Source organism: Leucobacter faecis, from assembly GCF_054456635.2.
In genome coordinates, this window is the sequence record NZ_JBTJEP020000004.1 from 39,415 (window position 1) to 63,189 (window position 23,775).

General features: G+C 66.7%; 18 protein-coding genes. 17 read left to right on the forward strand and 1 reads right to left on the reverse strand.

Annotated features, from left to right (window positions below; all coding sequences use genetic code 11):
• Window positions 1-64 precede the first annotated feature (64 nt).
• The 10 genes from ACXR2T_RS04495 (at window position 65) to ACXR2T_RS04540 (ending at window position 11,915) form a co-directional block, all read left to right on the forward strand.
• Complete coding sequence (locus ACXR2T_RS04495) at window positions 65-793, forward strand: HAD family hydrolase (protein ID WP_458837718.1); 729 nt, start codon at window positions 65-67, stop codon at window positions 791-793.
• Window positions 794-855: 62 nt separating this feature from the next.
• Entirely contained in the window at window positions 856-1,893 is a 1,038-nt protein-coding gene (locus ACXR2T_RS04500) for a tRNA (adenine-N1)-methyltransferase (RefSeq protein WP_458837804.1), read from the forward strand.
• 69 nt (window positions 1,894-1,962) lie between these two features.
• On the forward strand, window positions 1,963-2,883 hold the full coding sequence (locus ACXR2T_RS04505; protein ID WP_458837720.1) for a peptidylprolyl isomerase: 921 nt from the start codon (window positions 1,963-1,965) through the stop codon (window positions 2,881-2,883).
• An 11-nt stretch (window positions 2,884-2,894) separates the two neighbouring features.
• Window positions 2,895-4,019, forward strand: a complete 1,125-nt coding sequence (locus ACXR2T_RS04510; RefSeq protein WP_458837722.1) for a helix-turn-helix transcriptional regulator — start codon at window positions 2,895-2,897, stop codon at window positions 4,017-4,019.
• A complete protein-coding gene (locus tag ACXR2T_RS04515) occupies window positions 4,016-5,035 on the forward strand; it encodes a helix-turn-helix transcriptional regulator (RefSeq protein ID WP_458837724.1) in 1,020 nt (339 codons plus the stop codon). The genes ACXR2T_RS04510 and ACXR2T_RS04515 overlap by 4 nt, the downstream gene beginning before the upstream one ends.
• Before the next feature lie 48 nt (window positions 5,036-5,083).
• Window positions 5,084-5,914, forward strand: a complete 831-nt coding sequence (gene tatC, locus ACXR2T_RS04520) for a twin-arginine translocase subunit TatC (RefSeq protein WP_458812364.1) — start codon at window positions 5,084-5,086, stop codon at window positions 5,912-5,914.
• The gene (locus ACXR2T_RS04525) at window positions 5,911-8,238 is read left to right on the forward strand and encodes a DEAD/DEAH box helicase (RefSeq protein ID WP_458837726.1); all 2,328 of its coding nucleotides are present in this window, start codon (window positions 5,911-5,913) and stop codon (window positions 8,236-8,238) included. The genes tatC and ACXR2T_RS04525 overlap by 4 nt, the downstream gene beginning before the upstream one ends.
• Entirely contained in the window at window positions 8,235-9,827 is a 1,593-nt protein-coding gene (gene lnt, locus ACXR2T_RS04530; protein ID WP_458837727.1) for an apolipoprotein N-acyltransferase, read from the forward strand. Before ACXR2T_RS04525 ends, lnt begins: the two co-directional genes overlap by 4 nt.
• 58 nt (window positions 9,828-9,885) lie before the next feature.
• Window positions 9,886-10,839 (forward strand): DUF5819 family protein, encoded by a 954-nt coding sequence (locus ACXR2T_RS04535; RefSeq protein ID WP_458837728.1) that lies wholly within the window; start codon window positions 9,886-9,888, stop codon window positions 10,837-10,839.
• Window positions 10,836-11,915 (forward strand): HTTM domain-containing protein, encoded by a 1,080-nt coding sequence (locus ACXR2T_RS04540; RefSeq protein ID WP_458837729.1) that lies wholly within the window; start codon window positions 10,836-10,838, stop codon window positions 11,913-11,915. The genes ACXR2T_RS04535 and ACXR2T_RS04540 overlap by 4 nt, the downstream gene beginning before the upstream one ends.
• Before the next feature lie 17 nt (window positions 11,916-11,932).
• Here the strand turns inward: ACXR2T_RS04540 and ACXR2T_RS04545 are convergent, their stop codons facing one another.
• The gene (locus tag ACXR2T_RS04545) at window positions 11,933-12,292 is read right to left on the reverse strand and encodes an RNA polymerase-binding protein RbpA (protein WP_458812379.1); all 360 of its coding nucleotides are present in this window, start codon (window positions 12,290-12,292) and stop codon (window positions 11,933-11,935) included.
• A gap of 163 nt (window positions 12,293-12,455) precedes the next feature.
• Between ACXR2T_RS04545 and ACXR2T_RS04550 the strand changes: the two genes are divergently transcribed.
• From ACXR2T_RS04550 to nrdR, 7 genes are all read left to right on the forward strand, one after another.
• On the forward strand, window positions 12,456-13,223 hold the full coding sequence (locus tag ACXR2T_RS04550; RefSeq protein ID WP_458812382.1) for an SDR family oxidoreductase: 768 nt from the start codon (window positions 12,456-12,458) through the stop codon (window positions 13,221-13,223).
• Between the two features lie 330 nt (window positions 13,224-13,553).
• Complete coding sequence (gene gltB / locus ACXR2T_RS04555) at window positions 13,554-18,155, forward strand: glutamate synthase large subunit (protein WP_458837731.1); 4,602 nt, start codon at window positions 13,554-13,556, stop codon at window positions 18,153-18,155.
• Window positions 18,148-19,593 (forward strand): glutamate synthase subunit beta, encoded by a 1,446-nt coding sequence (locus ACXR2T_RS04560; protein WP_458837733.1) that lies wholly within the window; start codon window positions 18,148-18,150, stop codon window positions 19,591-19,593. Before gltB ends, ACXR2T_RS04560 begins: the two co-directional genes overlap by 8 nt.
• Window positions 19,594-19,692: 99 nt before the next feature.
• On the forward strand, window positions 19,693-20,337 hold the full coding sequence (locus ACXR2T_RS04565; RefSeq protein ID WP_458837735.1) for an NAD(P)-dependent oxidoreductase: 645 nt from the start codon (window positions 19,693-19,695) through the stop codon (window positions 20,335-20,337).
• Between the two features lie 81 nt (window positions 20,338-20,418).
• Window positions 20,419-21,993, forward strand: coding sequence for a DUF7059 domain-containing protein (locus ACXR2T_RS04570; RefSeq protein WP_458837737.1), 1,575 nt, complete (start codon window positions 20,419-20,421; stop codon window positions 21,991-21,993).
• The gene (gene hisD / locus ACXR2T_RS04575; protein ID WP_458837805.1) at window positions 21,980-23,290 is read left to right on the forward strand and encodes a histidinol dehydrogenase; all 1,311 of its coding nucleotides are present in this window, start codon (window positions 21,980-21,982) and stop codon (window positions 23,288-23,290) included. Before ACXR2T_RS04570 ends, hisD begins: the two co-directional genes overlap by 14 nt.
• Before the next feature lie 4 nt (window positions 23,291-23,294).
• Complete coding sequence (nrdR, locus tag ACXR2T_RS04580; protein WP_458812397.1) at window positions 23,295-23,771, forward strand: transcriptional regulator NrdR; 477 nt, start codon at window positions 23,295-23,297, stop codon at window positions 23,769-23,771.
• The last annotated feature ends 4 nt before the right edge of the window (window positions 23,772-23,775 follow it).

A 23,775-nucleotide genomic window follows, 5' to 3' on the forward strand; every position in this document is an offset into this window, starting at 1 on the left:
GCCCGCACGATCGGGTGTGGGGCCGCACCCAGGATACCGGCCCGAGGTCGGTAGACTGTTGCGGATGATCAAGACAAGCATTGACGACGCACCCGCCGCGGTGCTGTGGGACATGGACGGCACCCTGATCGACTCCGAGCCGCTGTGGCTCGATGTCGAGGTAGAGATGCTCGACCGCTTTGGGCTTGAACTGACCGAAGAGGTGCGTAACCAGCTCATCGGTTCGGGGCTGCGCGCCGCCGCCCGCATGTTTCAGGGGCTCGGCGTCGCTATGACCGAAGACGAGATCATCGGTGAGTGGACCCGCGGTGTCATCGCGGGCCTCGCAGCCAGCGAGCCCGAATGGCGCCCGGGAGCCGTCGAGCTGCTGGCGAGTCTACGTGAGCAGGGGATCCCCAGCGCGCTCGTCACCATGTCGGTGCGGCCCATCGCAGACGCCGTGATCGCGCTGCTGCCCGAGGGCACCTTTGAAGCTGTCATCGCGGGCGACGAAGTGAAGTTCGAGAAACCACACCCCGAGCCCTACCACCTGGGGGCTCGCGCACTCGGTGTGCCCATTGAAGCCTGCGTGGCGCTTGAAGACTCGGTGCCCGGCGTCACCTCGGCGCGCGCTTCGGGCGCCGTTGCGATTGGTATTCCCAACCTGCTGGCGCTCGATGCCGCGCCCGCCCACGAAGTGTGGCCCACTCTCGACGGCCACTCTGCCCACACTCTTGCGCAGCGCTATCGCGCTGTTCGCGACACCCACCCTTTGAACGCCGGCGCACCCGCCGGGACAGGAGAAACCGCGTGAGCGACCAGACCCCCAACACCGAGGCGGCCCAGAAGCCCGCAGCACCCGAGGCGGCAGCGGGCATTCCCGCGCTGCGCGGCCCGCTCGGGTTTGGTGATCGCGTGCAGCTGACCGGCCCCAAGGGCAGGCTCAACACGATTACGCTCGTGCCCGGCGGCGAGTTTCACAGCCACAAGGGCATGATTAAGCACGAGGAGATCGTGGGCAAGCCCGACGCGTCGGTGCTCATCAACAACACGGGCGAAGAATACCTCGCGATGCGCCCGCTGTTGTCTGACTTTGTGATGTCGATGCCGCGCGGCGCCGCGATCGTATACCCGAAGGACGCTGCGCAGATTCTGTCGCTCGCAGACATTTTTCCTGGCGCCCGCGTGGTTGAGGCGGGTGTCGGGTCGGGGGCACTCTCACTGCACCTGCTGCGCGGCATCGGTGAGACGGGCCGCCTGTTCTCGTTCGAACGCCGCGAAGAATTCGCCGACGTCGCGCGCGCCAACGCAGCCGCCTTCTTGGGCGGTGCGCCGAAGAACTGGTCGGTGACGGTCGGTGACCTGCAAGAAACTCTGCCGAGCTCGTGTGAGCCGGGCAGCATCGACCGCGTGGTGCTCGACATGCTCGCACCCTGGGAGTGTGTTGACGTCGCCGCCGACGCCCTCGCGCCCGGCGGTGTGCTGATTTGCTATGTCGCCACGGTCACCCAGTTGTCGCGCACGGCAGAAGAGATCCGGCGCAGCGGGCTCTTTACCCACCCACAATCGTCAGAGACGATGGTGCGTGGATGGCACGTTGAAGGACTCGCGGTGCGACCCGACCATCGCATGGTCGCGCACACGGGCTTTCTCATCACCGCGCGCAGGCTCGCGCCGGGGACACAGCTGCCGCAGCTCAAGCGCCGCGCATCGAAGACCGAGTTCTCAGATGCAGATATGGGCACCTGGCTGCCCGATCTCGCTCCCGGCGCAGAAGCAACTGCCACCTGGACCCCCGAGGCCATCGGGCAGTGGTCGAAGAGCGACAAGATTCTGCGCAAGAAGGCGCGTGAAGCGGTCAAGCTTGCCGAAGAGCGGGGGGCGCTGCCCACGAATCCCGACGCGGGCGAGTAGTCCGTCATGTTGCACAGCCTCGGTTCGATAGGATGGCCGAGTTCCCACAGGTTTCTGCGAGAGGTACCCATGCTTCGTCGAGTCATTCCCGCCACCGCAGTGTCTGCGCTGCTCATCGCCGGGATCACCGGTTGTAGCGCGCAGCAGGCAGCGCCAGACTGCACCCCCGGTATGCAACCGGGCGCTCTGAGCGACAATGTGACGGTTGACGGTGGTTTTGACGCTGCACCCGCGATGCAGGTACCGGGTGACATCACCATCGAAACGTCGCAGCGCACCGTCATCGATGAGGCGAGCGACCGCTCGGTCGTGGCGGGCGAGCAGTCACTCGTGGGCGTCAACATGGCGTTCTTTGATTCGGCGACCGGTGAGCAGATCTACCAGAGCCCCGCATTTGGTTCGGCCGCCTCGCCCGAGTTTTTGCTCGTGGACGAAGCGCAGGCGAACCCGCTGAGCGAGTCGGTGCGCTGCCTCGCCGCGGGCGACCGCGCCGTGCTCGCGCTGGGTCCCGCCGAGGGCGCACAGCTTTCGGCGCAGCTGGGCGGCAGCGGCCAGGGCAGCGTCGTCGGCATTGTTGACGTGCAGTCGGTGAGCCCCCTCGCTGTGCAGGGCAAGACGCAGGGACTGCCCAACGGCTACCCCGCTGTCGTTACGAACGACGAGGGTCGGCCGGGCGTCGTGCTGCCCCCGCGCGAGGCGCCCAAGGGCACCACGTCGGCGGTGCGCATCGCGGGCACCGGCGCCGAGGTCACGGCAGACAACAACGTGATCGCGCAGCTGCTCGAGGTTGGCTGGGACGGCCAGGAACGTACCAACACGTGGGAGACTGGCCTCATGGGCTTGGGCAACGAAGAGCAGATCGCGCAGTCTGGCTTCACGTACCGCGCAGCTCTCACCGGCCAGCAGGTGGGCTCGCAGGTCGTCGTCATCGAAAACCTCGAAGAGGGCACGCCCCGCGTGCTCGTCATCGACATTCTCGGCGTCAACTAGGCGGCCCCACAGTGTCGGCGCGCGAGCGGGTGCCGAGCGAGCAACGGCTATTTAGCCTCGTGCTCGCGCTCGTGGTGAGCCCTTCTGGCGTCACCAAACGTGACCTGCTGCGGTCGGTGCACGGTTACGCCGACCGCTACGAGTTTGGCGGGTTAAACGCCTCGCTCGAGCGGCAGTTCGAGCGCGATAAGGAGCAACTGCGCGCCCTCGGCATTCATGTCGAGACCCGCGACTCGCCCCTCGAGCCAGGCAATAACCAGCTCACGCGCTACCGCATTTCGAAGCACAGGCTGCAGTTTCCGGCCGGTTTGCAATTCGACGCGCACGAGCTCACCCTGCTGCGGCTCGCCGCGATCGCGTGGAGCGAGGGCAGCATGAGCGAGGGTTCGCGCCACGCCGTGGTGAAACTCGAGGCGCTGGGCGCAGGCCTCGATGTGCGGCACCTGGGCGTCGCCCCCAAGCTGGGCCCGATCGAGCCGGGGGCTGGCGACCTGCAGCGCGCAATCGATGCGGGGCGTACGGTGTCGTTCGATTATACGAACCCGGGGCGCGACGCCCCGCACCCCCGTCGCGTCGCCCCGCTCGCGCTGCATCGCGCCCACGGCCGCTGGCACCTGCTCGGCTGGGACATTGAGCGCGATGCCGCCCGGGTCTTCTTGCTGGCCCGGATCTCGGGGCCGGTGCGGCGTGAGCGTTCAGCGATCGGTGCCCACCTGCGTGAGATGAGCACCCAGATCACGGCCCGCATGATCACCGAGCTGGGCGAATTGGCCGCGAAGCAGCAGGCACAGTTGCGCGTGCGGGCAGACTCTGTGGCCGAAGCCCGGCTCCGCGCCCTGCAGGGCGCCCGCGACAGCACCTGCGACGGCACCTGCGACGATGGCGCGCTTGAACCGGGTGAACCTGGCGAACCTGTTGAACCAGCCCGCGACCGAATGATCGAGGTGCCGTATCTTGATGCACACCTGCTTGCCGCTCAGCTGGTCGAATACGGGCCTGACGTTGCCGTCGTGTCGCCCCCTGAGCTGCGCACGCTCGTTGTTGACGCACTGCGCGCTATCACCGCGGCGCACGCTGGAACGCCTGGGGCGACGCCACAACGCGACGCGTCACACCAGAAAGGGGCCGCAGAGTGAGCACGAGACGATCGGGTAAGCCCGCGAGCCCCAGCAAACACACGAAATCCACTGCGCCGCCCGCCGCGACAGCGGCTGACCGTGTCGTAATGCTGCTGTCGCTCGTCGGTTACCTGAGTGAGCGCGACTTTGTGCCTGTCGCAGAGCTCGCGAAGCGGTTTGGGATCACCCCGACCGAGGTGCGCGAGCTGATGCTGTTTCTTGGCACGGCGGGCGTGCCGGGCGACACCGAGCGATATCAACACGAAGACCTCTTTGACATTGACTGGGACGCCCTCGAAGAGCGCGACGAGGCGCGGCTCACCCGCGTGATCGCGGTTGACGAGGCGCCGCGCTTCGCACCCGCAGAAACCGCGGCGCTCATCGCGGGGCTGCACGCGCTCGAACCCGTTCTGCCCGCGGCCGACGCCGAACGTGCCCGTACGCTCTCGCACAAGCTCGCTCAGGCTCTCGGTACGCCCGCCGCATCGCTCTCCCTCGAACAAGACCATCAAGATCCGCGCATGGCGCTCATCGTTGAGGCGCTGCGCGACGAAGCGACGCTTCGTTTTTGTTACCGCGACGCAGCGGGCCACGTCTCAGAGCGTGTGGTGAAGCCGCTTGCACTCGACCAAGACGGCGATGCGTGGTACCTGCGGGGCTTCTGCCTCACGAGGCAGGCTGAGCGCAGCTTTCGTGTCGCGCAGATGTCTGAGGTGGGTGTCGCCGGTGAAGGGGAGAAGACTACACAAAGGCAGACGCCAGCGAACGCGCCAGGCACCGCTTCTCCCGGCACGTACGAGCTGATCGCCACCGTGCCAAGCGAGGCGCTTACGGCCCTGAGTAGCTTTGCCCCGCGTGTCATTGAAGAAAGCGCTGCGGGCAGGCTTCGGGTGGCCATCGACGCGTGGCACAGCGGGCTCCCGCTGCAGCTCATGCGCATCGCGCCGGGCCGCATCGTGATCGAGTCGCCGCCCCGTGCTCGTATGGCGGTGCACGATTGGGCCAGCCGCGCCCTCGCCGCATACGACGCATGATCGCGCAGCCTGCAGTGGCCACCCCGGTCGCTGGGATACACTGAACTAATGGCAACTAAGGCGCGCCAGGGGCGCAATTCCGAGGGGCGCATGAGCCTCGGCCAGCACCTTGTTGAACTGCGTAAGCGTCTCATGATCGCGGCGATCGCGATCGCGGTGGCACTCGTGGCGGGCTGGCTGCTGTCGCCCTTCGTGTGGGACATGCTGCGTCTGCCGATCGAGAAGCTTGGCGATCAGGGCCGCGAAGCAATGATCACTTACGGCGATATCACCGGGGCCTTTGACACGAAGGTGCAAATCTCGCTGTTCATTGCGATCCTGATCGCGTCGCCCGTGTGGCTATACCAGGTCTGGGCGTTCTTGGCCCCGGGCCTGACGCGACGCGAGAAGCTGTATGGCGTCGCTTTCTTGGGCGCCGCCGTGCCGCTGTTTCTTGGCGGCGCCTTTGCAGGGTGGATGGTGCTGCCCAACATCGTGCGGCTCATGGCGAGCTTTCAGCCCGATCAAGACGCGTTCTTCTTGAACGCGCGCAACTACCTAGACTTTGCGATCAAACTGCTTCTCGCCGTAGGAATCGGCTTCGTCATGCCCGTGCTGCTCGTGTTGCTCAACTTCATCGGAGTGCTGCGAGGCCAGTCGATTCTGAAGAGCTGGCGCGTCGCTATCTTGTGCATCATCTTGTTCGCGGGCATCGCAACGCCCGCCGCCGACCTGATGAGCATGTTCTTGCTGGCCGCCCCCATGGTGCTGCTGTACTTCATCGCAGCGGGTATCGCGATTCTGCATGATCGCCGGGCCGATAAGCGCGCGGCCAAGGAACTCGCCGAGTACGACCTCGACGAGCAGGCACACGACGCACGAACCGAGGGCACAGCGTGAGCGACACACCGGTAGCAGGGCCGCTCGCGCCCGCACAAACCGCACTCGAACAGTTCGAACGTCGGCTGCCCTACGGTCTCGACGCGTTTCAGCGTGAAGCCTGCGCGCGCTTGGAGGAGGGCCGCAGCGTACTCGTGGCCGCCCCCACCGGATCCGGCAAGACGACGATCGCAGAGTTCGCGGTGTTTCTGGCGCGCCGCGAGAGAGACGCCCGCATTATTTACACCGCCCCTATCAAGGCGCTGTCGAACCAGAAGTTTCACGAGCTGTGCGCGCAGTACGGCGAAGACGAGGTGGGGCTGCTCACGGGCGACGTCAACCTGCGCGGCGACGCCCCCATCGTGGTCATGACGACCGAGGTGCTGCGCAACATGATCTACGCCGACGGTGTAGATGCGGCCAAGGCCTTCAGCGGCGATCAAGGCGGTGCCGCTGCCAGCGGCGAGCGTACGGGCCGGCTGGCAGACCTTGACTTTGTGGTGCTCGACGAGGTGCACTTTCTGGGCGACAGGTTTCGCGGGGCGGTCTGGGAGGAGATCATCTTGCACCTGCCGCGCCACGTACGCCTCGTGGGGCTGTCTGCGACGGTGTCGAACGCCGAGGAGTTTGGCGACTGGATGCACGCGGTGCGCGGTGACACCGATGTGATCCTGTCAGAGCATCGGCCCGTGCCGCTCTACCAGCACGTGCTCACGAGCAAGCAGCTGGCACCCCTGTTTGTGGGCCGCGACGGTGAAATTGCCGCCCGAGGCAAAATTAACCCCGAGCTGAGACAGCTCGAGGGCGCCGGGCGCGGCCGCGGCGGCCGAGGCGACCGCTCGCGGGGTAGGCCCCCCGTGCGCCGCACGCGGCGCATTTCGCGCGCAGACATCGCGCGCGCGCTCGACGAGACGAGCCTGCTGCCCGCGATCGTGTTCGTGTTTAGCCGCAACGGTTGCGACCAGGCGGTGCGCCAGTGCCTGTTTGAGGGGATCTCGCTGACGAACCGCGAGGAGCGCGCCGAGATTCGCGCCCGAGCCCGCGAAGCCGTCGCCGATATGAGTGACGAAGAACGCCGCGTCCTTGGTGTGCGCGAGTGGCTCGCGGGGCTCGAGCGCGGTGTCGCCGCCCACCACGCAGGTCTCTTGCCCACGTTCAAGACCGTCGTTGAAGAGCTGTTTCAGCGTCGCCTCGTGAAGCTCGTGTTCGCGACAGAAACCCTCGCCCTCGGCATTAACATGCCCGCGCGCGCGGTCGTCATCGAACGGCTTGACAAGTTCAACGGCGAAAGCCGCGTGCCGCTCACCTCGGGGGAGTACACGCAGCTCACTGGCCGCGCCGGCCGCCGTGGTATCGACGTCGAGGGGCACGCGGTGGTGGTCTGGCACGAAGCGGTCGAACTCGATGAGCTCGCGCACCTCGCCGGCGCTAGATCGTTTCCGGTGCGCTCGAGCTTTCGCCCCACCCCCAACATGGCGGTGAACCTGCTCGAGCGCATGAGCGCCGAGAAGGTGCGCGAGACGCTCGAGCTGTCGTTTGCGCAGTTTCAGACCGACCGGGCTGTTGTGGGGGAGGCGCGCGAACTGCGTGCCATGCAGGACTCCCTCAGCGGCTATGACGCGGCCGCAGCACGGGCAAACGGTAACGATCAAAAGCGTTGGGAAGACCGCGCACGCAAGCTGCGCCGCAAACTTGAGCGCGGCAGGCGCCAGATCGCCGCCCGCACGGGCACTATCTCGCGCACGTTCGACCGTGTGGTCGCACTGCTCACCGAGCTCGGCTACCTCGAGGGCCGGGCGCAAGATCCGCGGGTCACCGAGTGGGGGCAGCTGCTGCGCCGTATCTACGGCGACCGTGACCTGCTCGTCGCCGAAGCGCTGCGCGAAGACGCGTTTGCCGGTCTCGATACGGCGGGCCTTGCGGCGATGTGCTGCGTGCTCAGTTATGAGCCGCGCCGCGACGACGAGGGCGAAGCGAGGCTGCCGGGCGGCGCACCGTTCGCGCACGCCTACGACCGGGTACTCGAGATTTGGGAGCGGCTCGACGACCTCGCAGACCGCCACCGGCTGCAGCGCACCGAGATGCCGCACACCGGGCTCGCAGCGACGATGCACGGTTGGTCGAGCGGCCAGCCCATCGAAGTGCTGCTCGAATCGGCGGGCATAGGCGCGGGCGATTTTGTGCGCTGGGCGAAGCAGACGATCGACCTGCTCGACCAGATTGCGCAGGCCTGCGAGAACGCGACGGGCGCGGACTACGACAGGCTTCACGCTCTTGGTGCGCAGGCACGGGCCGCGAAGCGGTCGATCCGGCGTGGCATCGTCGAATCCTCGAGCGGCGCGTGACCGGCGCCGTGAGCCGCGCCGTGAGCAGCAGCGGCGCGCTGCGCTGGTGGCTTGCCTGGCCCGCGGGGCTCGCGGGCGGGCTGCTGCTCGACGCCGCGACGCCGGGGCTCGCCTGGTGGTGGGCCGCTTTCCCGGCCGTCACCCTGATTCTTGCAGCGCTGTGGCGCCAGCGCTCGTGGGACGCCCTCGGTATTGGGGCGGTCGCGGGGGCGGCGTTCTGGTTGCCGCACATCTCGTGGCTCACGCTCTATCTCGGCCCGGTGCCCTGGCTGGCCCTGAGCTCACTGATGATCGCCTGGTACGGCCTCTTTGGGGCGGCCGCCTCGTTCGTGACGCGCAAGCTGCCGGGCATCGCGTGGCCAGCGCTCGCGGTCGCGGGGCTGTGGGTTGCGCGCGAACAGCTTCAGGGTCTCGTGCCCTACGGCGGCTTTGCGTGGGGACGCCTCGCCCACACGCAGGCGAGCGGGCCGCTGCTGCAGTCGGTTTCGTGGCTCGGATTCGCGGGGCTCACGGGTCTCGTCGCGTTCGTGTGCGCGGCCGCATGCGCCGCGCTGTTCTGGCTGCGTGACGCGCGCGCTCTCGCGCCGGATCGCGCCCGCCGCCGCGCAGGCGTCTGGTGTGCGGGCGCGCTCGCACTCGTTGTGCTCGCCGCCTTCGTGCCACCGGCTCCCGCCGCACGTGACGGAGAGCTGCGGGTCGCTGCGGTGCAGGGCAACTCAAAGTCGGCCATTTTCGATGACCGTGAATCGGGGTCGGTGCTCGCCGACCACATCGAAGCGACCGAGCGGCTGCTTGACGAGCTTGAAGCGCGAGATGAGCGGGTCGACGTGATTGTCTGGCCCGAGAACAGCGCCGAGTTTGCGCTCGGCGATAACGTGCTCGGTAGTCAACGAGTGGCGCAACTAGCCAAGCGGGCTGACGCACCCATCGTCGTGGGCTCGATTCTGCGCGACCCCGGTGAGATCTACACCAACAGCACCCTCGTGTGGGAAGCAGACGGGCCGCTTGAGCAGCGGTACGACAAGCGCTACCCGGTGCCGTTCGCCGAGTACATGCCCAACCGCGAGTTCTTTCGCGCGCTCGCGCCAGAGCTCGTAGACCTCGTGCAGCTCGACTACTCGGCGGGCGAGCGGCCCGCGGCGTTCAGCATCGATACCGCGGCAGGCGCGGTGCGGGCGGGCCTCGCGATCTGTTTTGACATTATCTTTGACCAGCAGGCCGTTGCGATGATGCATGACGGCGCTGAGGTGATCTTCGCGCAGACCAACAACGCTGACTTTGGGCGCACCGACGAGAGCGCGCAGCAGCTTGCGATCGCGCGGCTTCGCGCCGTCGAGACGGGCCGGGCGCTCGTCAACATTTCAACGGTCGGCACGAGTGCAATCGTGCTGCCCGACGGCAGCGACGCGGCCTCGCTCACCCCGTTCACCTCGGCCGCCATGGTGGCTGAGGTGCCGCTCACACAGGGCAACACCCCAGCGTCACAGTTGGGCGGTCTGATCGCGGCGCTGTGGTGTGTGCTCGGCGCAGCCGGCCTTGCGGTTTCGGCGACGAGTGTCGCGACGAAGCTGCGCAACGCCGCAGGTTAGCGCGCGAGGGCTGTGCGCGCTGTGTACGCTGGCTGAGAAGCGAGTGATAGGGGGAACCATGAGCGACGACACAGCGACCGCGCCGCCAGGGACGGTGACCGAAACCATTGATGAACCGGCAGATCCGGTAGAGCGGGCAGGTGCAGCGAACCCGGTAGATCCGGCAGCGACAACAGCGTCCACCGGGGTGGCCGAGACGAACCAAGAGACCCAGCAGATCGCGCCTGCACGCACCGTGAAACCGTGGGTGCGCGTGGTTGCTGGCCTCGCCACAGTGCTGACCGCGTGGCAGGTGTTCGCCTCGTTCCTGTGGATCGCACCCTACTCGCCGCTGCGCGAGGTGGTGCCGGGCAACATGCTCACGTCGTACATGATTCCGTTTTTTGGCCAGTCGTGGAGTGTCTTCGCTCCCGAACCCATCAACGGCGACTACCACTTCAACGTACGCGCCATCGTCGAAGAAGACGGCCAAGACGTCGAGACCGGCTGGGTGAGTGCGACCGATGTTGAACTCTCAATGATCGAATACAACCTTTTTCCGCCACGCGCGGGTATCCAGTCGTCTGAGGTCGCGTCAAAGTACAAGGGCGCCTACGATGCTCTCGGCCAGGGGCAGAAGCAGACGGTGGCGAGCGCGTTTACGAGCGAGAACTGGGAGAGCGAGCTGCGCGAAGCGCTGCTGGCTGGCTCGATCGAAGGAGACGGCACCGATCTGCTCGGCGATGATGCTGATGAGGCGGCGATCGAAGAACTGATCGCGCAAGAGCATCTGTCGACGGCGTACGCCACACAGGTCGCGCGAGCGATCTGGGGCGATGAAGTGAAACAGGTGCAATTTCGTGTGAGTCGACAGAACATCATTCCGTTCGCCGAGCGGCACACGCCCGGGGCAGAGCGCCCGGCCCCCATGATGACCGAGTCTGGCCTACGCGCGCTCACCACCGAGCCCGGGCAAAACGACGCGAACTTCGGCCGCACCTTCCGTGCGCAGTTCGAGAGGATCACACAGTGAGCGCACCACGCACAAATAACCCCATCGTTCGCCTGGGCGTATTCGCGGGCTCCGTGATTGGCGGGGTCTGGAATGCGGTACTCGACGGCCTGGGCGCCGCTATCGAGTGGTGTGACAAGTGGCTCTTTGACGGCAAGAAGGCACTCTACGGTCTCGCAGTCACTCGTATCGTGTTCGGTCTCGCTATGCTCGGGCTGCTGCTGTCAAACTTTGGCACGCGGCTGTACACGTTCGGGTCGGGCTCCGCCTGGAACGGCGAGATTGCTCAGCCGATCAGCGACTTTCCCAACATCTGGTTGTTCAGTCTGTTTAACAAGGTGGCGGCAAACGACGCCCTGTTCACTACGTGCTATCTCGTGCTGATCGGCCTCGCTGTGCTGTTTATTCTCGGCTGGCGGGTGCGCATCGTGCTACCGCTGTTCTTCATCGGCTGGGTGAGCTTCATCGAGATGAATGACATGGTGGGTGACCAGAGCGACAACATGCAGCGCATCGCTATGATCCTGCTCTTGTTTGCTGACCCCGCCGCGCGCTGGTCGCTTGACGCTCGCCGCAGGGCGAAGCGGGGGGAGTGGTTCCCGCAAGGATCCGGCCCCAAGCAGCTTGGCACTGCGCTGCACAATCTCGCGCTCGTCGCACTTGTCGCGCAGGTGTCGTTCGTTTACGTTTCTGGTGGGCTCTACAAAGCGCAGGGCGCACCGTGGGCGGGCGGCTGGGCGGTCTATGACCCGCTGCACACCATGCGGTTTGGCACCTGGCCGATCCTCTCTGACCTGCTGACCACGTGGGGGCCCGCGGTTACGATCGCCGCGTGGGGCTCGATTCTCATTCAGATCGGATTTCCGCTGATGCTGCTCACGCGCCCGACACGGCTTGTGGCGCTCGCGGGGATCTTGAGTTTTCACATCGCGATCGGTGTGGTGATGGGTCTGCCCTGGTTCTCGCTCACGATGATCGCGATTGACGCGATCTTCATTCGCGACCGCTCGTGGCTGAGGTTGAGTGCCGGTACGAAGAGGCGATGGCGCGAATCAATAAAACCGGCGCCCGCGGCCGTGGCCGCGAGCGCCGAGTAGCAGGCGTGCCCGGTGCGCTACTTCTTGGAGCCGCGCCGGGCACGCAGCAGTTTTAGTCTCTCTTCGAGCAGCTCTTCGAGCTCCTCGATCGAGCGGCGTTCGATCAGCATGTCCCACGGGGTGCGATGTGAAGCAGCCTTATCTTCAAACTCGGCGCGTGCAGTGCGGCCCGCATCGTCATCAAGAAACCCGAGCTCGCCCGACTTCTGCTCGTACCACTCTGCGGGGGGCTCAGCATCGGCGTCAAACATCACGGTGAATCTCACGCCGCGCTCGGTGAGGTACTCGACGCCGCGACGCGGAGAAAGCTTGACGCCCTCCTCTCCCTGCAGACTCGTCGCGCCTATGCGTGAACCTCGAAGCGTACGATCGGCCATGTCGGACCTCCTCGCCTCGGACGCGGTGTGCGTCCTTTGCCGTTTGTTGCAGCGTACTCGCATCGACGCAGAAGCGGTAGGCCCCAGGCGTCGGCCAGGGATGCTGGCATGCGCCGTCCACTAGTCTTGAAGCGACGTGAACCAAAAAAATGAGGAGTTTTCGGTGACACAGATTCTTGAAGCTGGCAGTCTCGCTGGCAAGCGTGCCCTCGTCACGGGGTCATCCCGCGGAGTGGGCGCCGACACCGTGCGCTACTTTGCCGAGGCCGGCGCAAACGTCGTCGTGAACTTTCGCAATAAGGCCCCCCGGGCCGAGAAGCTCGCCACGCAGCTGCGTGAGCTTGGCGTCGAAGCCCTGGTGCAGGGGGCGGACCTGACCGATGCCGCGTCGCTCGACGGGATGATGGGCGCGGTGCGCGAGGCCTTCGGCGGTCTCGATATCCTCGTGCTCAACGCATCGGGAGGCATGGAGGGCGGCATGGCTGAGGACTACGCCCTCAAGCTCAACCGTGATGCGCAGCTCGCTGTGCTCGACGCTGCGCTGCCGCTCATGAGCGAGGGTGGGCGCGTCGTGTTCGTCACGAGCCACCAGGCTCACTTTATTAACACGACCCCCACGATGCCCGAGTACGAGCCCGTCGCCCGCTCGAAGCGCGCGGGCGAAGACGCGCTGCGAGAGCGGATCCCCGCGCTCGCAGAGCGCGGCATCGACCTCGTGGTCGTGTCGGGCGACATGATCGAGGGCACGGTCACCGCGACCCTGCTGAATCGCCTCAGCCCCGGCGCGATTGAAGACCGACGTGCGCAGGCTGGTCGACTGTACAACGTGGCCGAGTTTGCCGCCGAGGTTGCTCTCGCCGCGGTTGAGCCGGTGCCCGCAGACAATACCCGCCTCGTTGGCGATGTGGCGAGCTTCGGCGTCGCCGAGTAATCCTTCGGCGCAGCCCGCCCACCGAGATGGGTGTGGCGACCCGCTCCTGGCGTGTTCTCGAAGGTTTCGAGAACACGCCAGGAGTGTTTCGGGGTCGTTACAGTTTTGAGCGCCGTTCGGCTCACGACGTCAATCGTCGAACAATCTTCACATAAACAAAGGCTTCGCGCCTTTAATGCGCGATCGTTGGCAAAAGTGGTCAACCGGCCGAATTTTCTGGTGTTACTGTGGCATTCCCGCTGACGCGCCTCGCCGCGACACCGACGTCCTGAGCGCCGCGCCAGCCCCACACCGGGCCGCCGCAGTCCCACCACCAGAAGGGGGACGGCGATGACTGTCGACCCAGCACGAACGCCGCGTCAACCGGGGGCGCGCCAAGGCCTGTATGACCCGCACGACGAGCGAGATGCCTGTGGGCTTGCGGCAGTCGTATCGCTCACGGGCGCAGCATCGCACGAGACGGTGCGGCTCGCGCTCTCGGCCCTTGAACACCTCGAGCACCGCGGAGCCGTGGGCTCCGACGCGGGCACCGGAGACGGCGCTGGCATTCTCGCCGACGTCCCTGACGCACTGATCCGGAGCGAGCTTGCACTCCACCACCCCGGTGCCACCCTGCCGCCCGCGCGTGGCTACCTCGCGGGTCTCGCGTTTCTGCCGCAGGGCGCGGCAGAGCGCCGCGCGATGCGATACCGGATCGAGGCGATCGCCGCCGAGGAGGGGCTGAGCCTCGTCGCCTGGCGTGAGGTGCCTACGCGGCCCGAAGGGCTTGGTGTTGCGGCGGCCGGGGCGGCCCCGCACATCTCGCAACTGATTCTTGCGCCCGAGGGTGCGCCGCCGGGCGAAGCTGCTCTAGAGCGTCGAGCGTTTCGTGCGCGTAAGCGCATTGGCCACGAGACCGGCTGCTATCTGCCGTCGCTTGGTGCGCGCACGATCGTGTACAAGGGCATGGTGACGACGCTGCAGCTGCCCGTGTTTTACCCCGATCTCACTGACGAGCGATTCACCAGTCGATTCGCCATCGTGCACTCGCGGTACTCAACCAACACGTTTCCGTCGTGGCACCTCGCACAGCCGTTGCGTATGGTGGCGCACAACGGCGAGATCAACACCGTACGCGGCAACCGCAACTGGATGCGGGCACGTGAGGCTCAGCTTGAGTCTGAAGTGCTGGGCGATGTACGCCAGTTGCTGCCCATCTGTTCAGAAGGCGGCAGCGACTCGGCGAGCTTCGACGAAGTACTCGAACTGCTGGTACGCGCGGGGCGGTCGCTGCCACACGCGCTCGCAATGATGGTGCCCGAAGCGTGGGAGAACGAGCCGAGCCTCGACCCGGGCCTCGTCGATTTCCTTGAGTACCACTCGCTCGTGATGGAGCCGTGGGACGGCCCCGCGGCGATGGTCGCCACCGACGGCGAAGAGCTCGTCGCGTTGACCGACCGCAACGGGTTGCGCCCCGGCCGCACACTCGAAACGCACGACGGACTGCTCGTCATCGCAAGCGAGACCGGAGTGCTCGACATCGCGCCCGAGCGCGTAGCGCGCCGCGGCCGGTTGCGCCCGGGCCGCATGCTGGCAGTACAGCTCGAGACCGGCCGGGTACGAGAAGACGCCGAGGTGAAGGCCGAGCTTGCGGCCCAGGCGCCCTGGGGGTCCTGGCTGAGTGAGGGACGGATCCGGCTCGCCGATGAACCCGAGCGTGAGCCGCTCATGCACCCACAGGCGTCGATTGTGCGCCGCCAGCGCACGTTTGGCTACACAGAAGAAGAGGTGCGGTTGCTCATCGAACCGATGGCGCGCACCGGCATAGAACCGATCGCCGCCATGGGCACCGACACCCCCATCGCGGTGTTGGCCGAGCGCCCCCGGCTGCTGTTCGACTACTTCGTGCAGCAGTTTGCGCAGGTCACGAACCCGCCGCTCGACGCCCTGCGCGAGGAGCTTGTGACGAGCCTACGCGCCGGAATGGGGCCGCAACTGAACCTGCTCACCCAGTCGGCCGAGCACGCACGCCAGGTGGTCCTCGACTTTCCCGTGATCGACGGTGACCTGCTCGCCCGCATTCAACACTTTGGGGAGGACCCGCTCACCGAGCGCACCGTCACGATTCGGGGACTGTACCCCGTCGATTACGGTTCACGGGGGCTGGCCGAGCGCGTGGAAGAGATGTGCCGGGAGGCGAGCGCGGCCGTGGCCGCGGGCGCCGAGTTCGTGGTGATCTCAGACCGTGACTCGAACAAAGACCTCGCGCCCATCCCGTCGCTGCTCGCGGTGTCGGCCGTGCACCACCACCTGATCCGCACGGGTGAGCGTATGCGGGTCGCGCTCATCGCGGAGGCGGGCGACGTGCGCGAAGTGCACCACGTGGCCGCGCTCATCGCCTACGGTGCGGCGGCGGTGAACCCCTACCTCGCGATGGAAACCGTGGGGCTCGCCGTGCGCGACGGGGTGATCGAGGGGCTCACCGAGGCCGAGGCTACCGCGCGCCTGATCCGGGCCCTCGGCAAGGGCATGCTCAAGATTATGAGCAAGATGGGCATCTCCACCGTGGCGTCGTACTGCGGAGCCCAGGCATTTGAAGCGATCGGGCTGAACAGCGAGATCGTCGAACGCTATTTCGCGGGCACCGCGACGAAGCTCGGTGGCGTCGGCCTCGACGTGCTCGCGGCCGAGGTTGCAGCGCGCCACCGCGCCGCCTACCCCGACGATGCCGCCCCGCTTGCTCACAAGCGGCTCGAAACGGGCGGCGAGTACCGGTTTCGGCGCGGCGAAGCGCCCCACCTGTTCGACCCCGAGACGATCTTCAAGCTGCAGCACGCGACCAGCACGGGGCGGCGCGACCTGTTTGCGCAGTACACGGCGCGCGTCAACGACCAAGCGTCGAAGCTCATGACGCTGCGCGGGCTGCTCACGTTCTCACCGCAGCGCCCCGCGGTCGACATCTCTGAGGTCGAACCCGCGACCGAGATCGTTCAGCGGTTTGCCACGGGTGCCATGAGCTACGGTTCGATCTCGCCCGAGGCGCACGAAACGCTCGCGATCGCGATGAACCGAATAGGCGGTAAGTCCAACACGGGCGAGGGCGGTGAAACGCCCGAGCGCCTCGAAGACCCCGAACGCTGCAGCAAGATCAAACAGGTCGCCTCCGGCCGGTTCGGGGTCACCAGCGCCTATCTCGTCAGCGCCGAAGAGATTCAGATTAAACTCGCGCAGGGCGCGAAGCCGGGGGAGGGCGGGCAACTACCGCCCACAAAGATGTACCCCTGGATCGCGCGTACCAGGCACGCGACCCCCGGCGTCGGGCTGATCTCGCCGCCCCCGCACCACGACATCTACTCGATCGAAGACCTGAAGCAGCTGATCTACGACCTGAAGCGCGCAAACCCGGCCGCACGCATTTCAACGAAGCTCGTGTCACAATCGGGCATCGGCCCCGTCGCCGCGGGAGTCGCGAAGGCGCTCTCGGACGTGATCTTGGTGTCGGGCCACGACGGCGGTACGGGTGCGAGCCCGATGAACTCGTTGAAGCACGCGGGTTCACCGTGGGAGCTCGGCCTCGTCGAGGCCCAGCAGACGCTCATGCTCAACGGGCTGCGCGAGCGTGTCGTGTTGCAGGTTGACGGGCAGCTCAAGACCGGCCGCGACGTCGTCATCGCGGCGCTGCTCGGCGCCGAAGAGTTTGGCTTCGCCACCGCCCCGCTTGTCGTCTCGGGCTGCATCATGATGCGCGCCTGCCACCTCGATACCTGCCCGGTGGGCGTCGCCACGCAGAATCCCGAGCTGCGCTCGCGGTTCACCGGCCAAGCCGACCACATCGTCAACTTCTTCATGTTCCTAGCTGAGGAGGTGCGGGAGCTGCTCGCCGACCTCGGCTACCGCACGCTCGACGAGGCGGTGGGTGACACGGCCGCCCTTGACGTCAACGAAGCGGTGCGGCACTGGAAGGCAGACGGCCTCGACCTGACACCGCTGCTGCACGGCCCAGACACGGGCGCCGCAGGCCGCCGGTTTCGAGTGGCGCAAGAACACGACGTCGAGCAGCACTTTGACGCTGGCTTGCTCGCAGACTGCGCGGGCGCGCTCGAGCGGGGTGAGCCACGCATCTTCGACCTGCCGGTCGGCAACACTGACCGCGCGGTCGGCACGCTGCTGGGATCGGAGGTGACGAGGCGGTGGGGCGCTCAGGGTTTAGCGCCAGAAACCATCGACATCTCACTCACCGGGTCGGCTGGCCAGTCGCTCGGCGCGTTTCTGCCCGCCGGTATTACCCTGCGGCTGACCGGCGATGCCAACGACTATGTGGGCAAGGGCCTCTCGGGCGGTGAGATCGTCATCAGGCCGCACCCCGCGGAGGCAGCGAACGGCGCGGCAGGCACGATCGCGGGTAACGTGATCGGCTACGGCGCCACGAGCGGCCACCTGTGGATCTCAGGCGAAGTCGGTGAACGATTCCTCGTGCGAGGATCGGGCGCGACCGCGGTCGTGGAAGGGGTCGGTGACCACGCCCTCGAATACTTTACGGGCGGGTTCGCTCTCATCCTCGGGGCAACTGGCCGCAACCTCGGCGCGGGTATGTCGGGTGGTGAGGCCGTGGTGCTCGACCTAGACGAGACGCACGTGAATGCCCAAGAGCTTGGATCCGGATCCCTCTGGCTCAGAAACCTCGCGCAGCTGGAGGCTCGCGGGGATGGGGCCCTCGCGGCGCGCGTCGCGGGCCTCCTCACGCGGCACCTTGAACAAACCGGATCCGCAGCAGCACGCGCGCTGCTCACTCAGCTCCCTCGCGATCGCGCAGGCACCCTCGCTCGCTTTACCCACATTGTGCCGCGCGGTTATGCCCGCGTCATCGAGGTGCGTGAGCGGGCACACGCCGCGGGAATCGATCCTGATGGCGGCACAGTATGGACAGAGATTTTGGAGGCAACCCGTGGCTGACCCGCATGGATTTATGGATGTACGCGAGCGCGAGCTGGCGCCCAAACGACCGGTCGCCCTGCGGCTCCAAGACTGGCGAGAGGTTGTTGACCCGGCGAACCCTCAGGTTGTGGCGCGGCAAGCCTCACGCTGCATGGACTGCGGTGTCGCCTTCTGCCACCAGGGTTGCCCGCTGGGCAACCTGATTCCCGAGTGGAACGACCTCACGCACCGCGGGCGCGGGCGTGAAGCCGTCGATCGGCTCCACGAAACTAACAATTTCCCGGAGTTTACGGGTCGCGCCTGCCCGGCGCCGTGCGAGTCGGCGTGTGTGCTCGGCATCAACCAGCCCGCCGTCACGATCAAACAGATCGAGAACCACATCATCGATGAGGCGTTCGAGCGGGGCTGGGTTGCGCCCCACCCACCCGAGCGGCTCACCGGCAAACGCGTGGCAGTCGTGGGGTCTGGACCAGCGGGGCTAGCGGCCGCGCAACAGCTGACGCGCGCGGGGCACACGGTTGTCGTGTTTGAACGCGACGAGGCGCCGGGCGGGCTTCTGCGATACGGCATTCCAGACTTTAAGCTCGAGAAGCAGCTGGTGGAGCGCCGTATTGCCCAGTTGCGTGCCGAGGGCACGCGGTTTCGCTGCGGCGTGCAGATCGGACACGACATGGGGTGGGCTGAGCTACGCCGCCGTTTTGACGCCGTGATCGTGGCGACGGGCGCCTCGATCGCCCGCGAGCTGCCGATTGCGGGTCGACACCTGGCCGGCATTGAACATGCCATGACGTACCTGGGCGCGGCAAACCGGGCTGTGGTGGCTGGGGCGGCCACCGCGGTGCCCGCGCGGCTTAATGCCCGAGGCAAGCATGTCGTCGTGATCGGGGGCGGCGATACGGGTTCAGACTGTGTCGGTACGGCCCTGCGCCAGGGGGCCGTAAGTGTGACGAGCCTCGCGATTGGGCGTAAGCCCGCACGAGGCCGCACGGCCGAGCAACCCTGGCCCACTCACCCCCAACTTTTCGAGGTGTCGAGCTCGCACGAAGAGGGGGGTGCGCGCAAGTACCTGGCATCTACCGTTGGGTTTGAGGGCACTGAGCACGGTGTCACGGGGCTGCGTGTCGCCGAGACCGAGTTTAGGTCGACTGGTCGCGCTCCGCGTGCGGGCACCGAGGTGCTCATAGCAGCCGATCTGATTCTGCTCGCACTGGGGTTTGTAGGATCTGAACCGGTGGCAGACCTCACGACGGGCCCCCGCGGCACACTGCTTCGCGACGACGGTTTCGCCACGACCGTACCCGGCATGTTTGTCGCGGGCGACGCTGGTCGGGGCCAGTCACTCATCGTGTGGGCGATTGCTGAGGGCCGTGCGGCCGCCGCAGCCGCCGACACGTTTCTTATGGGCGAAACAAGACTCCCGGCGCCGGTGCGTGCCAGTGACGTCGGCCTCAGCTGACGGCACCGCACCCCAGGGCTTGCGAAGCGGCGCGGTGCAGCGCACAGGAGTATGGTGAAGGGAGAGCACACGCCCCGCGGGGCCGAAGAAGGGACGAAGATGGCCAAGATCGCAGTGTTTGGTGGAAGCGGCTATGCGGGCGGCCACATCGTGGAGGTAGCGGCGGTGAACGGGAACGATGTCGTGTGCTTGACGCGCCACGAGTCGGCCGAACAGATCGCGAGCGTGCACTACCTCAGTGGTTCGATCGAAAACGCCGCTGATCGTGCTCGCGCGCTTGAAGGCGCAGACGTTGCGATCGTCGCTATCTCACCGCGCGGGGACATGGTCGGTCGGGTGCGCCCCGCGGTGGCAGCACTCGCAGTCGACGCGGCAGCGGCCGGTGTGCGGCTCGGGGTGATCGGTGGGGCGGGCTGCTTGCTGCAGAGCGAGGGCGGTGACCTTGTGATGAACGCTCCCGAGTTTCCTGACGCGGTAAAGCCCGAATCGGCCGAGATGGGTGGGGTGCTCGATGATCTGCGCGCAGGCGATGAGGCGCTTGACTGGTTTTATGTGAGCCCCGCCGGTTCGTTTGGGCCCTGGGTGGCGGGCGAATATACGGGGGAGTACCGTATCGGAGCTGACGTGCAGCTCACTGACGACGCGGGCAATTCCACGATATCGGGCGCAGACTTTGGGGTTGCTGTCGTAGACGAGATTGAAAATCCAGCGCACCGCCGAACGCGGTTCACCGTCGCATACTAGCCACAACAGCGCGGGGCGTAATAGTGGCGGCGCGTAATTAGTACAGGCACGTACTAAATCACCCGTACTACGCTTGTCTGCGTGACTGATGACCTGATTGACCAGCTGGCGACAGACCTAGCTGCCGCTTCGTACACGCACGAGAGCGTCGAAGCTCTCCTGGGGGTGAGCGCACACCGTGCGCTCACCGCGGGGGTGACTGTGGCCGCCAGGCGCGCGCTCGGTGAACGCCCTGCCACCCCGCTCGTTACACTCACGCGCCTGTTCTTGCTCGGAGACCCGGTCGATGAAGTCGAGCTGGCCGCCGCGGTAGATGCGCTCGGCGTGGCCGGGCTTGTGGCCCTCGGGCTTGTGGCGCGAGGCGGTCAGACGACCTATCGTGCTGCGTTGTCGCTCAACCCCGTGACCGTCGCCGACGACGGTGCCGCGTGCGATTGGTGGATCGTCTCAGACCTTGACGATCACCTGCGCGGTGGGCCGGCGCGCCCAGACCACGTGATGGGGGTCGGCGGTGCCACCCGGTCACTGATCGCGCAGCTGCCTCCCCTTACCGACTCGCCAGACGTCACCTCCGGTCGCGCGCTCGACCTCGGCACGGGCTGCGGCATTGTCGCGCTGCACCTGGCGCGGCGCTACAAGCGGGTCGTCGCCAGCGATATCTCTGACCGCGCCCTCGAGCTCGGGCGCGCAAACGCGCGGCTCAATGGACTGGCAGACCGCATCGAGTTTCGTGCGGGAAGCCTCTTCGCGCCGGTCGCGGGCGAACAATTCGCACTCATCGCATCGAACCCACCCTTCGTCATCACTCCGCGTCGCGAGGGCGAAACGATTTACGAATACCGCGACGGCGGCCTCGCTGGCGATGAACTCGCCGCCGAGGTCGTGCGCGCGGGCGCGACCCACCTCGCGTCACACGGCACGCTCGTGTGCCTCGCTAACTGGGAAACCCCGTGGGGCGGCAACGGACTCGAGCGCGTGCGCGGCTGGCTGCGCGAGGCCGGTGTGCCGGGCCTCGCGGCCTGGGTCGTCGAGCGCGACAGGCTCGACCCGCTCGGTTACGCACAAATGTGGGCGCGCGACGGCGGCGAGCGAGCGGGTAGCGCGGGCTACGACGAGCGCGTCGCTGACTGGCTCGACGACTTCGAGGCTCGCCGTGTTGTGAGCATTGGGCTGGGCTCGATCCGGATCGCCCGAACGCAGGCCGAGGACCCTGAACCGCTCGTGCACCTCGAGCAGGCTGCGGGCGCCTACACGAGTGAGGCGCCCGGTCGCGCGATCCAGGAAGCTTTCGCCGCGGGCATCGCGGCGGCGCGCATGAGTGACGCGGAACTGCTCGAGCTTCGTTGGATGCGTGACGCGGCCGTCTCAGAACAGCGCGAGCACGAGCCCGGAGTCGAGTCGCCGCGAGCGATTTCGCTCGACATCGATCGCCCAATTGCTCGCCGGGTGGCGGCAGATCCGCTGCTCGCGGCGGCCGTTGGAGCGTGCGACGGGGAGCTGACGATGACCCAGATCGCTGACGCGCTCGCGACGATTCTCGAGGTAGATGGCGCAGCCGCCCGCGAGGCGCTCGTAGCAAGCACCCGCGAACTCGCCTGGCTCGGCATGCTCGCCCCGCACGCCCCGGTAGACTGGAGCGGTGATGCGAACGATTGATCTGCGAGGCCAGGAGCTCTCGCGAGGTGAACTTTTGGGACTCGTTCCGCGGGCGGCGCTCAGCGCCGACGATGCTGTGGAGCGCGTGCGCCCGCTCGTTGCCGACGTTGCTGGGCGCGGTGAGGCGGCGCTGCGCGAGCAGGCAGAGTCCTTTGACGGGGTGACCGGCCACGCTCTGCGCGTGCCTGCCGCGGCAATTCGTGCTTCGCTCAGCGACTGTCCGCCCGAGATCGAAGCGGCGCTCACCGAACTGATAGACCGACTGCGGCGCGGCGCGGCCGCGCAGGTGCCCGCCACGCAGGTGACGCACATGAGTGACGGCGCCACGATTACGCAGCGCTGGCAGCCTGTCACGCGCGTAGGGCTCTACGCGCCGGGGGGCAAAGCGGCGTACCCCTCATCTGTGATCATGAACGCGGTATCGGCGCAGGTGGCGGGCGTGCCCGAACTCGCGCTCGCCTCACCCGCGCAGCGAGACAACGCTGGCCTGCCGCACCCCGCAGTACTGTGGGCTGCGGCGTTGTGCGGCATTGACGAGGTCTATGCCATTGGCGGGGCGGGCGCGATTGCCGCCTTCGCTCACGGCGTGCCCGAGATCGATCTCGCCCCGGTCGATGTGGTCACAGGGCCGGGCAACGTGTTCGTCGCGGCCGCCAAACGCGTCGTGAGCGGTCTCTGTGGCATCGACTCAGAGGCCGGCACGACCGAGATTCTGGTCATCGCCGACGAGACCGCTGAAGCACGCTTCGTGGCGGCAGACCTCATTAGCCAGGCCGAACACGATGAGGCCGCGGCCTCTGTGCTCGTGACCACCTCGCCCGCACTCGCAGCGCGAGTCGCCGATGAAATTGCGCACCGGGCGCCTCGCACACGTCACGCCGAGCGCGTGGCAACAGCGCTTGCAGGCCCGCAGTCTGCCGTGATTCTCGTCGACAGTCTCGCCATGGCCGCACGCGTCAGCAACGCCTACGGCCCCGAACACCTCGAGATTCAGACCACGCACGACGACGATGTGCTCACACTCATTACCGACGCTGGCGCAATTTTCGTGGGCGGGCACACGCCCGTGAGCCTGGGGGACTACCTGGCCGGCTCAAACCACGTGTTGCCCACCGGAGGCACAGCACGCTTTGCTTCAGGGCTCGGCGCTCACACCTTTCTGCGCCCGCAGCAGATCGTGCGATACGACCGCGATACGCTGCGTACGCTCGAAGCCCCGCTCGTGGCGCTCGCGGGTGCCGAGGGGCTCCCCGCTCACGGCGAGGCCGTGAGTGCGCGCTTCGAAAGCGAGGTCTAAGTCCATGCACTGCCCATTTTGCAGGCACCCCGATAGTCGGGTGATCGACTCCCGCACCGCAGACGATGGTCTCTCCATTCGTCGCAGGCGCCAGTGCCCCGAGTGCGGCCGGCGCTTCACGACTACCGAAACCGCGAGCCTCACCGTGATCAAACGCTCGGGCGTTGTCGAGCCGTTTAGCCGCCAGAAAGTCATGGCGGGGGTGCGCAAAGCGTGCCAGGGGCGCCCCGTTACCGATGCCGACCTCGCCCTGCTGGCACAGCAGGTCGAGGAATCAATGCGCGGCACAGGCATCGCTCAATTCGACGCCAACGAGATTGGCCTCGCGGTGCTGCCACACCTGCGCGAGCTCGACGAAGTCGCGTTCTTGCGCTTTGCGAGCGTCTACCAGGCATTTGAATCACTCGCCGACTTTGACGCGGCGATCGCCGAGCTGCGGGCTCATCCACGCCCGGCCCCAACCACTAACGATCAGGAGTAACACA